At 63.9% G+C, this 13,526-nt stretch carries 15 protein-coding genes; 10 read left to right on the top strand and 5 right to left on the bottom strand.

Features of this window, described 5'->3' with window-relative positions; all coding sequences use genetic code 11:
• Nucleotides 1-120 precede the first annotated feature (120 nt).
• Together C2L65_RS25835 and C2L65_RS25830 are read left to right on the top strand one after the other, a co-directional pair.
• Nucleotides 121-558, top strand: coding sequence for a DoxX family protein (locus C2L65_RS25835; RefSeq protein ID WP_042306437.1), 438 nt, complete (start codon nt 121-123; stop codon nt 556-558).
• A gap of 139 nt (nt 559-697) precedes the next feature.
• A complete protein-coding gene (locus C2L65_RS25830; RefSeq protein WP_007587531.1) occupies nt 698-970 on the top strand; it encodes a hypothetical protein in 273 nt (90 codons plus the stop codon).
• 83 nt (nt 971-1,053) lie between these two features.
• Here C2L65_RS25830 and C2L65_RS25825 read toward each other — a convergent pair whose 3' ends face one another.
• Together C2L65_RS25825 and C2L65_RS25820 are read right to left on the bottom strand one after the other, a co-directional pair.
• On the bottom strand, nt 1,054-2,565 hold the full coding sequence (locus C2L65_RS25825) for an MFS transporter (RefSeq protein WP_042306436.1): 1,512 nt from the start codon (nt 2,563-2,565) through the stop codon (nt 1,054-1,056).
• An 88-nt stretch (nt 2,566-2,653) separates the two neighbouring features.
• Nucleotides 2,654-3,961: an MFS transporter gene (locus tag C2L65_RS25820; RefSeq protein WP_042306435.1), complete on the bottom strand. Its 1,308-nt coding sequence runs from the start codon at nt 3,959-3,961 to the stop codon at nt 2,654-2,656.
• A 264-nt stretch (nt 3,962-4,225) separates the two neighbouring features.
• Here C2L65_RS25820 and C2L65_RS25815 point away from each other — a divergent pair, with 264 nt between their 5' ends.
• Nucleotides 4,226-4,951: a response regulator transcription factor gene (locus tag C2L65_RS25815; RefSeq protein WP_007745257.1), complete on the top strand. Its 726-nt coding sequence runs from the start codon at nt 4,226-4,228 to the stop codon at nt 4,949-4,951.
• Nucleotides 4,952-5,027: 76 nt separating this feature from the next.
• Here C2L65_RS25815 and C2L65_RS25810 read toward each other — a convergent pair whose 3' ends face one another.
• A complete protein-coding gene (locus tag C2L65_RS25810) occupies nt 5,028-5,933 on the bottom strand; it encodes a dihydrodipicolinate synthase family protein (protein ID WP_042306434.1) in 906 nt (301 codons plus the stop codon).
• 348 nt (nt 5,934-6,281) lie between these two features.
• Here C2L65_RS25810 and C2L65_RS25805 point away from each other — a divergent pair, with 348 nt between their 5' ends.
• The 6 genes from C2L65_RS25805 (at nt 6,282) to C2L65_RS25780 (ending at nt 11,287) form a co-directional block, all read left to right on the top strand.
• The gene (locus tag C2L65_RS25805) at nt 6,282-7,247 is read left to right on the top strand and encodes a 4-hydroxyproline epimerase (protein ID WP_042306542.1); all 966 of its coding nucleotides are present in this window, start codon (nt 6,282-6,284) and stop codon (nt 7,245-7,247) included.
• The gene (locus tag C2L65_RS25800) at nt 7,244-8,371 is read left to right on the top strand and encodes an NAD(P)/FAD-dependent oxidoreductase (protein WP_042306433.1); all 1,128 of its coding nucleotides are present in this window, start codon (nt 7,244-7,246) and stop codon (nt 8,369-8,371) included. The genes C2L65_RS25805 and C2L65_RS25800 overlap by 4 nt, the downstream gene beginning before the upstream one ends.
• Nucleotides 8,364-8,636: a (2Fe-2S)-binding protein gene (locus tag C2L65_RS25795; RefSeq protein WP_042306432.1), complete on the top strand. Its 273-nt coding sequence runs from the start codon at nt 8,364-8,366 to the stop codon at nt 8,634-8,636. The genes C2L65_RS25800 and C2L65_RS25795 overlap by 8 nt, the downstream gene beginning before the upstream one ends.
• Complete coding sequence (locus C2L65_RS25790; protein ID WP_042306431.1) at nt 8,633-9,916, top strand: FAD-dependent oxidoreductase; 1,284 nt, start codon at nt 8,633-8,635, stop codon at nt 9,914-9,916. The genes C2L65_RS25795 and C2L65_RS25790 overlap by 4 nt, the downstream gene beginning before the upstream one ends.
• Before the next feature lie 153 nt (nt 9,917-10,069).
• Nucleotides 10,070-10,846, top strand: coding sequence for an AraC family transcriptional regulator (locus tag C2L65_RS25785; RefSeq protein ID WP_042306430.1), 777 nt, complete (start codon nt 10,070-10,072; stop codon nt 10,844-10,846).
• Between the two features lie 105 nt (nt 10,847-10,951).
• Nucleotides 10,952-11,287, top strand: a complete 336-nt coding sequence (locus C2L65_RS25780; RefSeq protein ID WP_042306429.1) for a hypothetical protein — start codon at nt 10,952-10,954, stop codon at nt 11,285-11,287.
• Nucleotides 11,288-11,329: 42 nt separating this feature from the next.
• Here C2L65_RS25780 and C2L65_RS25775 read toward each other — a convergent pair whose 3' ends face one another.
• Both C2L65_RS25775 and C2L65_RS25770 read right to left on the bottom strand, forming a co-directional pair.
• Nucleotides 11,330-11,644, bottom strand: a complete 315-nt coding sequence (locus C2L65_RS25775; RefSeq protein ID WP_081920848.1) for a hypothetical protein — start codon at nt 11,642-11,644, stop codon at nt 11,330-11,332.
• Between the two features lie 137 nt (nt 11,645-11,781).
• Entirely contained in the window at nt 11,782-12,120 is a 339-nt protein-coding gene (locus C2L65_RS25770) for a hypothetical protein (protein WP_042306428.1), read from the bottom strand.
• Between the two features lie 385 nt (nt 12,121-12,505).
• Between C2L65_RS25770 and aroQ the strand changes: the two genes are divergently transcribed.
• Nucleotides 12,506-12,952, top strand: a complete 447-nt coding sequence (gene aroQ / locus C2L65_RS25765; RefSeq protein ID WP_042306427.1) for a type II 3-dehydroquinate dehydratase — start codon at nt 12,506-12,508, stop codon at nt 12,950-12,952.
• Nucleotides 12,953-13,526 lie beyond the last annotated feature (574 nt).

Here is a 13,526-nt window from a genome sequence, read left to right as displayed (position 1 = left end):
GATTTCGCCTATGTCGGTTGCTTGGAAAAGCGGGGTATTCCACTTATTCTGACGTGAGCGCCCGGGAACTGATGACGTGCCGCCCGGTCTTCTGCTTAATTCAAATCAGGAGCCACATCCATGACGCGTCCCGTCGATTCCGGCGTAATTCTTCTTGCCCGCCTTGCGCTTGCCGTGCTGTTCCTTTGGGGCGGCGTGATGAAGCTGCTCGGCTATGCGGGCTTCGTCGGTTATCTGCATTCGAAGGGCGTGCCGTTCGTGCAGGTCGCCGCGCCGATTGCGACGGCCGTCGAGGTGCTCGGCGGACTCTTCCTCGTGGTCGGCTTCAGGATCCGCGCGCTCGGCCTGTTCATGGCCGCCTATACGATCGCAACAGCTGTCATCGGACACGACTTCTGGAACATCACCGACGCTGCCTTGCAGCGCGACATGATCATCCATTTCTGGAAGAACGTCGGCATCGCGGGCGGATTCTTGCTGCTGTTCGTGACGGGCGCGGGACGCATCAGCATCGACGGCGCGCGCGCGCCGCGTGGCGGCCTGGGCAGCAGCCTGTGATCGTTTTGCGCTGGCAGCGGGACGCAGCGGCACCAGGGCGGCGATAAGCGCGCCCTCCGTTGCGACGCTGCCGCAAGAGCGGGCATCATTCGTGCAGCATCGATATCTGGCAAGCCAATTCGACTACAAGGAGCACGCGATGATTCAAGCTTTTGACCAAACGATCAACGGCACGGTCATGCAGTTTTGCGCGAGCCTCGGCGAAGGGCCGACGCCGCATCGTGTGATCATCAGCCGGGCCGATACGGCCGAAACGCTGGTGATCCTCGATGCAGCCGGATTGATCAGCTCGATCAAGGCGGAAATCGAACAGCCGGAGACGCTCGTCGCCGACGCGATCCGCAAGGTGCAGAGCGAAGGGCTCATCGAAAGAGCGCTCGATACGGGCGCGATTCAGGAGACGACGCTGTAACGCCTCCTCCCGCTTCTGGCAAAACAACACCCACGATGCCGCGTGCATCGTGGGTGTTGTGTTTTTAGCGCGTCATGCGTGCGTCATTTGCTGGCGTTCGCAGCCCGTGCGCCGTTGCGGCCCGCGCGCGCCCGATCGTGCGCGTGCGGCTCGGGATGCACGAGACACGCGAGCCCGAGCGCGCACAGCAGGATGCATGACGAGATCAGCGTTGACGATCGGAGCCCAGCCACCACATGCGCTGCGCCCGCCGCATCCGACGCGCTCGCGAGCGCGCCGAACGCTGCAACACCGACTGCGCCACCTGCCTGCCGCGCCGTGTTCAGAACCGCCGATGCCGTGCCGGCGCGCTGCGTGTCGACGGAAGCGAGCACGGCTGTGGTCATCGCCGGGACGGCGAGGCCCATGCCGGACGGAATCAGCAGAAACGGCACCAGCAGCGTCCAGAGCGGCGAAGCAGCTTGCGCGAAGTGCAGCAGCCCGTAGCCGAGAGCAGCCGTGATCGCGCCCGCGATCATCGGCACCCGCGCGCCGAATCGACCGACCACCCAGCCGCTCGCGACATTCGAGATCAGGAATCCGCCCGTCAGCGGCAGGAACGCGAGACCGGCCTGCAGCGGCGTCTCGCCTCGCGCGTGCTGCAGATAAAGGCTCAGCACAAACACGACGCCGTAGTAAGTCAGATTCACGCAGATACCGAACAGCACGGCCGCGCTGAAGGTGCGGTTGCCGAAGAACGTGAGCGGCAGCATCGGCGTATCGACGCGACGCTCGGTGACGACGAACGCGACCGTCGCGATCAGCGCAAACATGAAGCTGCCATAGACGAGCGGATGCGCCAGCCCAAGCGGCCGCCATTCGATCACGGCGCCTGTGAAGGCCGTCAGCGCGACGACTGCCAGCAACTGACCAACGGGGTCGATGCCGCGCACGGTTGGACGCGCGCCGCGGCTATCCGGCGCTTCGTCGCGCAAGGCCGCTCGCGGACGCGGCACCCACGCGAAAGTCGCAGCCAGCCCCAACGCGCAGATGGGCAGATTCACCAGAAAGATCGCGCGCCAGCCGAACGCCGCGATCAGCAGTCCGCCGATCACCGGGCCCGCCGCAATCGCGATCGCGCCCGCCGCCGTCCACAGGCCGACGGCGCGAGCGCGTAGCTTCGGATCGTGGCTACATGCTTCGTTGAGCAACGCGAGCGAATTGGGCAGCATCGCGGCCGCGCCCATCCCTTGCACGGCGCGCGCGGCGACGAGCAGCGCGGCGCCCGATGCGAGTCCGCAGGCCAGCGACGCCGCCGCGAACAGCGCGATGCCGCACGCGAACATCCGGCGCGCGCCGAAGCGGTCGCCCAGCACGCCCGCCGACAGCATCAGCACCGCGAACGCGAGCGTGTACGCATCGACGATCCATTGCAGACCCGTGACGTCTGCATGCAGATCCGCGCCGATCTTCGCGAGCGCGATGTTGACGATGGTCACGTCGAGTTGCGTGACGACGAAGCCGACGCTTACCGTCGCGACGATGCGCGCGAGCGCGGGCGTAAAGCGAGGTACGGGAGAAGTATTCATGCGTCGATGATAGGGCGGCCCTGCCATGCGACGTTTCGGACCGGCTTGAAGTGTCGATTCGACGACCAGTCCTTGCGGGCAAGTGGCGTGCCTGCGCACGCCACTTAGAACAGCTTTATACCGCCGCGTCCTTCTTCACGAAACACGCGGTCAGCGCGCCGATCACGCACAACGCGCCGACATAGAGCGCGGGCGCCATCGGATTCGACTTCAGCATCAGCGAAACGACGATCGGCGTCAGGCCACCGAACACCGCATACGCGACGTTGTACGAGAACGAGATGCCCGAGAAGCGCACGACGGGCGGGAACGCGTTGACCATCACGAACGGCACCGCGCCGATCACGCCGACGAACAGGCCTGCGATGGCGTACAGCGGCACGAGCATCGCGCTATCGACGGCGAGTTGCTGGAACAGCACGTAATACGCGATGCCGAGCCCCACACAGCCGACGAAAATCGTCCGGCCCGCGCCGAAGCGCCCCGCGAGCGAGCCTGCCAGCACACAGCCGATCGTCAGGAACAGTGTCGCGATGCTGTTGGCGAAGAGAGCCGTTGCCGGCGCGATGTGAAACTGCTTTTGCAGCAGCGTCGGCGTCATCAGGATCACGACGACGATCGCGGCCGACAGCATCCACGTCAGCAGCATCGAAACGATCACGGCGCGGCCGTGATCGCGCAGCACGGCCTTCAGCGGAATTTCCGCAGCCAGCGACTTGCGCTGCTTCATTTCGGCGAACACGGGCGTCTCGTGCAGCCAGCGGCGCAGATACACCGAGAACAGGCCGAACACGCCGCCGAGCAGGAACGGAATGCGCCACGCGAAATCAGCGATGTCGGCGGCTGCGAAGTGGCGGTTCACCGCCGACGCGACCAGCGAGCCGAGCAGGATGCCTGCCGTCAGGCCCGCCGTCAGCGTGCCGCACGCATAGCCGACGTGGCGCTGGGGCACGTGCTCGGAGACGAACACCCACGCGCCAGGCACTTCGCCGCCGACGGCCGCGCCCTGCATCACGCGGAACAGGAGCAGCAGCACGGGCGCCATGATGCCGATGCTCGCGTAGGTGGGCAGCATGCCCATCATCAGCGTGGGCAGCGACATCAGCAGCACGCTCAGCGTGAACATACGCTTGCGGCCAAGCAGGTCGCCGAAATGCGCCATGATGATGCCGCCCAGCGGCCGCGCCAGGTAGCCGGCGGCGAAAATGCCGAAGGTCTGCAGCTGACGCAGCCAGTCGGGAATCGACTGCGGGAAGAACAGCTGTCCGATCGCCGGGGCGAAGAACACGAAGATGATGAAGTCGTAGAACTCGAGCGCGCCGCCGAGCGCGGCGAGGCTGAGCGTCTTGTAGTCGTGGCGGGTCAAGGAGCGCGCGTGCGCGCTGTCCCTGGCGTGTGGTCTACCCAGTTCTGTTGCTTGCATTGCCTGTCGTTGTATGAATAGAAGAGCCGCGCGTTGCGCGCGGAGTACGGCGGTCGTCAGGCGGGAAGTGCGGCAATGCCGGGTAGGGCACGGGACACGGCACGCCGGCCCGGATAGGGCGGCGTGATGACGATTTTGGCCAGCCCGCGATTTTACAGGATGTAATTTGTCGCAGAACCTTTGCAAATTCGGACAAGTCTTATGGGCTTAACGATACAGCGTGAACAGAATCGCGATCCTGGACCAATTGTCGAGGACTCAACCATGCGTATCGCCATTCTTCAACGTGACCTCGTGCAGGGTAAGTTGCTGGAAAAAATCATCGTTCAGGCTGGCCACAGTTGCGTCGTGTACGACGACGGCCTGACGCTCTCCAAGGTGCTCGCCCGCTCGACGGTCGATCTGCTGATTCTCGACTGGCACGCGCTGCGTCTGTCGGGCACGGACGTGCTCAAGGCGGTTCGCTCGGTAGGCGGCGAGCGCATGCCCGTGATGTTCGCGTCGGCGGATGGCTCGGAAGAAAGCGCTGTGCGCGCGTTCGTGCTGGGCGCCGACGACTACGCCACGCTGCCCGTGCGGCATGCCGAGTTTCGCGAGCGCCTGTCCGCGCTGCTGCGCCGCGCGTATCCGGAACGCTATGGCAAGGACAGTTTCGACGTGGGCCCGTATCACTTCGACACCCGCCGTCAACTGGTCACGCTGCGCGGCGCGCCTGTACAGTTGTCGGGCACGCAGTACCGGCTGGCGTCGCTGTTCTTTTCGAACATCGGCCGCGTGCTGTCGCGCGATCACATCTTCGCGATGGTCTGGGGCCGCGAGTTCCGCGAGGTGACCCGCACGATCGACAGCCACGTGTCGCGCCTGCGCGTGCTGCTGCAGATTGAGCCGCAAAACGATTTTCGTCTGCAGCCCGTGTACAAGAGCGGCTATCGCCTGCTGCATCTGCGTGCGAACGAAACCGCTGTTGTGCCGCATGCGGAAGCGGCCTGATCGGATTTAAGCGGTTCTGGCGGCGGCTACCTGTGGACGGAAGCCGCCGTTTTCTTTTTGTTTCCCGCGTTCGTGTTTAAAGCTTTGGCAGAGCCGGACGCGTTTCAATCGAGCGACGGATCAGCGCTTCGACGGCCTTGCGTTCTTCACCGGCGAGCGGCAGGCGCGGCGGGCGCACCGGCTCCGTGCCAAGGCCGACAATCGCTTCCGCCAGCTTGATGTTCTGCACGAGCTTCGCCGACACATCGAGCGCGAGCAGCGGCGCGAACCAGCGATAGATCGCGCGCGCCTCTTCCAGCCGTCCCGCCTTCAGCAACTTGTAGATCGCGACTGTCTCGTGCGGGAACGCGCACACCAGCCCCGCGACCCAGCCGTGCGCGCCCATCAGGATCGCTTCCATCGCCAGATTGTCGACGCCGCACAGAATCGCATAGCGGTCGCCGACTTCGTTGATGAGATCCGTCACGCGCCGCACGTCGCCGCACGATTCCTTGATCGCGACGATCTTCTTCTCGTCGGCGATCTCGGCGAACATCTCCGGCGTCATGTCGACGCCATACGCGAGCGGATTGTTGTAGATCATCAGCGGCAGCGGGCTGGCGTCGGCGACCATGCGGAAGTGGTTCAGCGTCTCGCGGCGGTCCGACAGATAGCGCAGGCCAGGCAGCACCATATAGCCCGCCGCGCCGCGCTTCGCGCCCGCTTCGGCCTGGCGGCAGCCGTCGAGCGTGCTGTTTTCGGCGATCGTCAGCAGCACGGGCACGCGGCCGCGCGATGCCTCGACGGCCACGTCGAGCACCTGCAGCTTTTCATCGAGGGAAAGGGTGGACGCCTCGCCAAGCGAGCCGCACACGATGATCCCGTCGACACCCGCGTCGATCTGCGCCTCGATATTCTTGCCGGTCCACGCGCGGTCTATGCTGAAATCCGCGTTGAACTTGGTGGTGACTGCGGGCAATACGCCTTGCCAGATATGCGCCACGACTGCTCTCCTGAAAGTGATGAGTCGAGTGCAGTGTAAGCAGGGAATATTCGGATGTCTTGCGTGAATCGCGCGTTTCGCGTGACGATTTCGGCATAGCGGCTGTGCGAGAGGAATCCCTTATTTACGATGCTTTCGGCGTTTCGTGCTCGTTTTGCCCTTCATTCAACAGTCGAACGCGGCTGGACCGATACCCTACCCGCACGCGATGCGGCCGCGCTCCGCCTGCTCGATGATCCATCCGGCCACAGCCTGAATGCAAGCGGCATCCGCATTCTTCGGGCTATGCTGAAATCGTCACAATCCACGCGCAGCCGCTTCAAGACTGCGCGCCGCCGCGTTTCTACCATGGGCAGCATGAAAACCTTGAACGTCATCGATTCGCACACGGGCGGTGAACCGACCCGCCTCGTGGTGTCCGGCGGCCCCGACCTCGGCGGCGGCACGCTCGCGCAACGGCTCGACGTGTTTCGCGCGCGCTTCGACGACTGGCGCGCGGGCATCGTCACCGAGCCGCGCGGCTCGGATGTGGTGGTCGGCGCGCTGTTGTGCGAGCCGGATCGCAAGGAGTGCGCGGCGGGCGTGATCTTCTTCAACAACGTCGGCTATCTGGGTATGTGCGGGCACGGCACGATCGGCCTCGTTGTGTCGCTTGCGCACATGGGAAGCATTGGGCCGGGCCGGCATCTGATCGACACACCGGTCGGCATCGTCGAGGCGACGCTCAACGACGATCTCAGTGTGTCGGTACGCAATGTGCCGGCTTACCGGCATCGCAAGGACGTGAGCGTCGACGTGCCCGGTTTCGGTCCGCTGACGGGTGATATCGCGTGGGGCGGCAACTGGTTCTTTCTCGTCGCGGATCACGGACGCACGCTGGACGCGTCGAACATCCCCGAGCTCACGCACTTCAGCTCGACGATCCGCGACGCACTGATCGCGGCGGGCATCACGGGTGCGAACGGCGCGCTGATCGACCACATCGAACTGTTCGGGCCGGGTTCGCGCGAGGGCCTCGACAGCCGCAGCTTCGTGCTGTGCCCCGGCAACGCGTACGACCGCTCGCCCTGCGGCACAGGCACGAGCGCGAAGGTCGCGTGCCTCGCCGCCGACGGCAAGCTCGCGGCGGGAACGGTGTGGCGGCAGGAGAGCATCATCGGCAGCGTATTTGAAGCGAGCTATGCGGAAGGCGGCACGCAGGACGGCATCGCGACCGTCATTCCGACCATCACCGGGCACGCGCACATCATGGCTGAGAGCCGCCTTTGCTTCGACGAGCGCGATCCGTTCGCGTGGGGCATCCGCACGGTATGACGGCGGATGTCGTGATCGTCGGCGCGGGTATCGTCGGCGCGGCATGCGCAGCGGAACTCGCCGCGCGTGGGCTGCGCGTGACGGTGCTCGATGCGCAGGGTATCGGCGGCGGCGCGACGGCGGCGGGCATGGGGCATATCGTCGTGATGAACGACTCGCCGGCGGAGTTCGCGTTGAGCCGCTATTCACGGGACTTGTGGCTCGAGCTTGCGCCGCAGTTGCGAACGCGCGATGCGTTTGCGCGCTGCGGCACGCTGTGGGTCGCAGCCGACGCCGAAGAACTCGACGCCGCGCGTGAGATGCATGCCGGCTTCGTCGCGCAGGACGTCGCGGCGCAACTGCTCGACGAGCACGCGCTCTACGACTGTGAGCCGTCGCTCGCAGCGGGCATGGCGGGCGGCTTGCTCATCGGCCACGACAGCATCGTGTATGCGCCGTCTGCGGCGCAATGGCTGCTCACGCAATCGCCCGGCGCTGCGCGGATCGAAGTGAGACTGCATGCGCAAGCCGTGGCCGTCGATGCCCAACACGTCACGCTGTCGAATGGCGAGTGCGTCGGCGGCGCGCACATCGTGGTCGCGAACGGATTGCAGGCGCGTGAACTCGTGCGAGGCCTGCCGCTGCAGCCAAAAAAAGGCCATTTGCTGATCACCGATCGATATCCCGGTTTTATCCGTCATCAACTGCTCGAACTCGGCTATATCAAGAGCGCCCATCACGCGACGGGAACCTCCGTCGCGTTCAACGCGCAGCCTCGACCGACGGGACAACTGCTGATCGGCTCGTCGCGTCAGTTCGACACCACCGACGCAGCCGTCGAAATGCCCGTGCTCGCGCAGATGCTGCAGCGCGCGGCGCGTTATCTGCCCGAGTTGCCGACGCTCAACGGCATTCGCGCATGGACGGGCTTTCGCGCGGCATCGCCGGATGGCTTGCCGCTGATCGGTCCTGCGGGCAGCGCGGCACCCGGCGTGTGGCTCGCTGTCGGCCATGAAGGGCTGGGCGTGACGACGTCGCTCGGCACCGCGCAGTTGCTTGCCGCGCAGATCACGCAGACAGCGGCGGCCATTGCTGTCGATCCGTTTCTGCCTGCGCGTTTCGAGTTTGGGGCGTGTCATGTCTGAAACGGCTCTTTCACGCGTTCGCGTCACGATCGACGGCAAGCCGGTCGAGATCGAGCAGGGCGCCACCATCGCCGCTGCACTGGCGGTGTGCGGCGGGAGCGCATACGGCACACGCGGGTCCGTCACTGGCGAGCCGCGCGCGCCGATGTGCGGCATGGGCGTGTGCCAGGAATGCCGCGTGACGGTCGATGGACGCATGCATGTGCTCGCATGTCAGACCGTGTGCCGCGACGGCCAGATCGTGCAAACGATGAGGCCGCGATGAACGGTCAGCACTTCGATGTCGTCGTCGTGGGTGCGGGGCCGGCGGGTCTCGCTGCCGCTTGCGAGGCGGCGAAAACGGGCGCGCGCGTCGCCGTGCTCGATGACAATCCTCGCGCGGGTGGCCAGGTATGGCGCAATGGCCCCGCGCATCCCCCATCGGATGAATTGGCCGCGCTTCTGCATGAGATCCATGCGAACGGCAACGTGGCGCTCGTGTCTGCGGCGCGAATCATTGCGCCGCTCGACAAAGGCCGTCTGCTGATCGAATCGGCGGAACAAGGCGGCGCACGCATCGGCTACGACCGCCTAATTCTTGCCACTGGCGCCCGTGAACTGCTGTTGCCGTTCGACGGCTGGACGCTGCCCGGCGTGACGGGCGCAGGCGGCTTGCAGGCGTTGATCAAGGGCGGTGTGCCTGTGCGCGGCGAGCGCATCGTGATTGCGGGCAGCGGTCCGTTGCTGCTCGCGTCTCTTGCGACCGCGCGTGCTGCAGGCGCGCGGGTCGTGGCCGTGGTCGAGCAGGCGCCGTTAGCGTCGGTGCTGCGCTTTGGCGTGTCGCTTGCGGCGACGCCCGCGAAGCTCGTGCAAGCGGCTCAACTGACGCGCGGCTTTGCAGGGCTTCGTTATCTGACGTCGAGCGTGGTGCGGGCGGCGCAGGGTAGTGGACGCCTCGAGCGTGCGATCGTCGAACGCCCGGGCGGACGCATGGAGACGATCGATTGCGATCGCATCGCTTGCGGCTACGGCCTAGTGCCGAATACGACGCTCGCTCGCGCGTTGGGCTGCGCGACGCGCGCCGACGGTGCGATCGCTGTCGACGACGCGCAGCGCACGTCCGTCGCAAACATCTTCGCGGCGGGCGAATGTGTGGGCGTCGGCGGGATGGAGCTTGCGCGAGTGGAAGGGCGGCTTGCGGGGCTTACCGCCGTGGACGTCGAGCAGGGCGAGCAACTGAGACGCGAACGCGAGCGCTGGCAGCGGTTCGCCGCGCGCGTCGAGTCGGCATTCGCGCTGCGCGACTACACGCGCCAACTACCCGCTGACGACACATTGCTATGCCGTTGCGAAGACGTATCGATCGGCGAGGTCCGGGCGCATGCGAACTGGCGCGACGCGAAGCTGCACACGCGATGCGGAATGGGCGCGTGTCAGGGCCGCGTTTGCGGCGGTGCGGCGCATTCGTTGCTCGGCTGGGACGTGACGCAGGTTCGTCCGCCCATCCACCCGGCGCAGATCGCCACGCTGATCCTTGCGGCCGATGAGGATACGGCCGCGCATTGACCCGCCCGTCCGCGAGAAAAATACCAAGGCGCGAATCGAACGCATTGACGCAAGATTTTTTCGCCCGCCACGCGCCGCCCTATAATCGATCAGCCCGCGACACCCGCCGGGGCAATCTTCACGTTCTCGCATCCCATGCACGGAACCCTCACGATGAACACGTTCGCTTCTACGCTTGACGCGCTCGATTCGGGTGAGGCGTCGCTGGCCGGGATGCTCTCGCATTTCGCGCTGCTCGAACCCGTCTTCGACGCGATGCCTGATATCGTGTTCTTCGTGAAGGATGCGCAGGCGCGCTACGCGCTCGTCAATCGCACGCTGGTGTCGCGCTGTGGATTCAAGGAGAAAGAAAAGCTGCTCGGCAAGACGGCGGAAGACGTGTTTCCGAGCCGCTTCGGCCGCATCTACACGGCGCAGGACAAGGCGGTGATCCATGTCGGCAATCAGATGGTCGATCAGCTGGAACTGCATCTGTATCCGGGCCGGCAGCCGGGCTGGTGCCTGACCTGCAAGCAGCCGTTGCGCGACGCGGCGGGGCGGGTGGTCGGGCTGGCAGGCATTTCACGCGATCTGCGCGCCGATGAAATCAGCCACCCCGCGTATAGCCGGCTCGCGACGGTCGTGCAGTATCTGCAAGAAAATTATGTGCAGCCGCTGAATTTGAAGCAGCTTGCCGCGATGGCGGATATGTCGGTTGCGCAACTCGAACGGTATTTTCACAAGGTGTTTCATCTGACGCCACGCCAGGTGCTGCTGAAGACCCGGCTCGATGCGGCGACAGCTTTACTTGTATCGCACGACAAGGTCACCGATGTCGCCGCCCTCTGCGGCTACACAGATCACAGCGCGTTCACGCGGCAATTCAAGGCGACCGTCGGCGTCACGCCGACCGAATACCGGATGCTGTTGCACGGCACCTCGCGCAACTAACTGTCAATTCCGCGCCGCGACATTGACCAAAAACAAATCAGCGATTAGCCGCGCTTGCGGTCAGAAGCCAGTCACAAGCAGCCAGATATAAGCAGCCAGAGAAAGATGCCCGCTCGCCGCGCAAAGCTTCGCTACTACGTTTACGTGGTCGCGCTCGACGATACCGTCTGGAACGAGGCACGCTTTCGACGCGCGAATCCCGACTATCGGTTCGAACGGCCGTGCGTGTATGTGGGTATGACCGGGCTGGACCCGGACTTGCGCTTCGACCGTCACAAAGCGGGCATTCAGTCGAATCGCTATGTGCGCGACTACGGTTTGCGGCTGATGCCGGAACTGTACGAAGTCTTCAATCCCCTGCCGTACGACGGGGCGCGCGACATGGAAGTCGAACTCGCGATCGGTTTGCGCGAATCAGGGTACGGCGTATGGCAGGCGTAATTTCGCAGCGCGAGATGCGCCGAAAAGCGGGACGTGCTGCACTTACTTGACGCCCAGTCCGCGCAGAATCGCGTTGCCTTCGGGCGTCAGGCGAATGTGTGATTCACCCGCATCCGTGGCGATGCTTTCGACGAGCCCGGCTTCCTGCAGCGTCGGAATCTCCGGCTTGGCGAACGCAGCCATCGGCGCGTGCAGCAACAGCAGCATCGTTGCAAGCTCATGCGGGCTGAGGAGCCGACGGAGAATGGTCGTCTTTTTAGGCGGCGCGGCTTTCGCGGCGGCGGCTTGCGCGGATGCGGCCGGAGAGTCGGTCGCGATGCGCGTCGTCGGGTCGTTGCGGTCTTTGTAGTAATCCATCCTGGCACCTGGGTGGAACGCGGGTCAGTGTGAAGGACGAATACTGGCAGCGCAGACTTAAACGATTCTTAAGCCATCCGCCTTCGAGGGCGGAGAAGTTGTTACATCCAGTTACGCCGCCGCGTTTGCGAGCGGCCTCAGGGCGCGCATTCCTTGCTCGCGCTTTCGATCCACAGGTTCGACGTGTTGCGTTTGCCCGCGTAGTAGCGGAACGTCGTGCCGCCGTTGTCGGCGCGGACCTTGACGATGTTGGACTCGCCGAAATCGAGCATCTGGCCTTGCGGAATGGGCGTGGCCTTGACGGGCGTGTCGTGCTTCGCCGCGGCCTGGGTCATGCACTGGATGACATCGTTGACGGGGCGATTCGTCATGTTGTCCTTCATCGGATCGCCGGCATCCGGGTTGTGAGACGCCTGATATTGCGCGCAAGCGGCGAGCAGCAACGGGATGGACAGGGTGACGGCTAGCTTCTTCATGAGTCTCCTTCTGGTTGGCGGTGGGCGCCGCGCGAGGCGTCGGGTGAGGGACGGGCTCGTCGATGCGGAACCGCAAAACGTTCGGGAAATTATATCGGTGCAAGCGGTGTGCCTGATTTTTCGCGGGCACTCGGTGTGGGGGTTTCTTTTGCCGCCGGCGGTTCGGTAAATTATTTTTGGGCTATTTGGTTAATTTGTGCTTGTTTGTTTAGCATGAAATTACATGATTTTATTCAAGTAAAATTAACTAGATGGTACAAAATAAGTGAAAACCCCAAAAGACGGGCTTTGTGATGACGTGCAAACTTTGACGCGGCTCGCGTCAGGTGCATCGGGATCGGTTTTCGACGCGCTGTGCGGGGCACTATAGGGAGGTTTTCTAGTCATGAGTTTTGCGTCGGTGCTGGTTTTGAATGGACCTAATCTCAACCTGCTTGGAACGCGAGAGCCGACGATCTACGGGGCGGAAACGCTGGACGACGTTGCGCGTCGCTGCCGCGAGGCGGGGCAAAGGCTCGGTCTCGCGATTGATTTTCGACAGTCGAATGCCGAGCACGAGTTGATAGAGTGGCTTCACGACGCGCGTACGACGCAGCAGGGGATTGTGTTTAATCCTGCGGCTTATACGCATACTTCGGTGGCGATTGCGGATGCGCTGTCGGCGATTGGAAAGCCACTGATCGAAGTGCATATCTCTAATGTTCACAAACGTGAAGCGTTCCGGCATCACTCGTATGTGTCCGCTGTCGCGGATGGGGTTATTTGTGGGTGTGGTACTCAGGGATATGTGCTCGCTCTGGAACGGATGGCGGAGATTTTGAAGTTGATGTGATGCGCCTTCGCGGCGCGGGCGGTTTGGTTTTTTTGCCTTTACGCCGGTGCCTGCGAGGCGCGGGCGATGCCGGTTGGGGTTGCTGGCCTTTCTTTGCTGGCATCCGCGTATTGCCTTCGTGCTACAAGCGTTGCCATTTGGTGTTTTTGCCTTTTCGCTGGCATCCGCGATTTGTTAGCGTGCTTCAAGCGTCGCCCCTGTGCGGGGCGGCACCTACTTTTCTTTGCCGCCGCAAAGAAAAGTAGGCAAAAGAAAGCGGCTCACACCGCCAGCTCTTGTTCTTACCCACGGGCCCCCAACGTCCCACGCTTCACGCGGCAGTCTTTCTGTTCGTGCTTGTTGCTAACGCTTTGGATGAACGCCTCACCCGCTTCGAATACCCGTACACGTGCTAGCGGCAGCGAACGGTATGTGCCGCCCAGGTGGCAAACTGTGTGCAGGTTGTCGCGACGTACACGTTAGCGCTCTTACAGGGTGGGACGCATGCGTAACCGGTCCGAAGTGATGCGTGCGAAGCACAGGAAGCCGACACACAGTTTGCCACCTGGGCGGCGGTGGACTGTCTGGCGCGGCA

Source organism: Paraburkholderia terrae (assembly GCF_002902925.1).
In the GTDB taxonomy this organism is placed as follows: domain Bacteria; phylum Pseudomonadota; class Gammaproteobacteria; order Burkholderiales; family Burkholderiaceae; genus Paraburkholderia; species Paraburkholderia terrae.
This window is presented reverse-complemented; position numbering and strand designations above follow the sequence as displayed.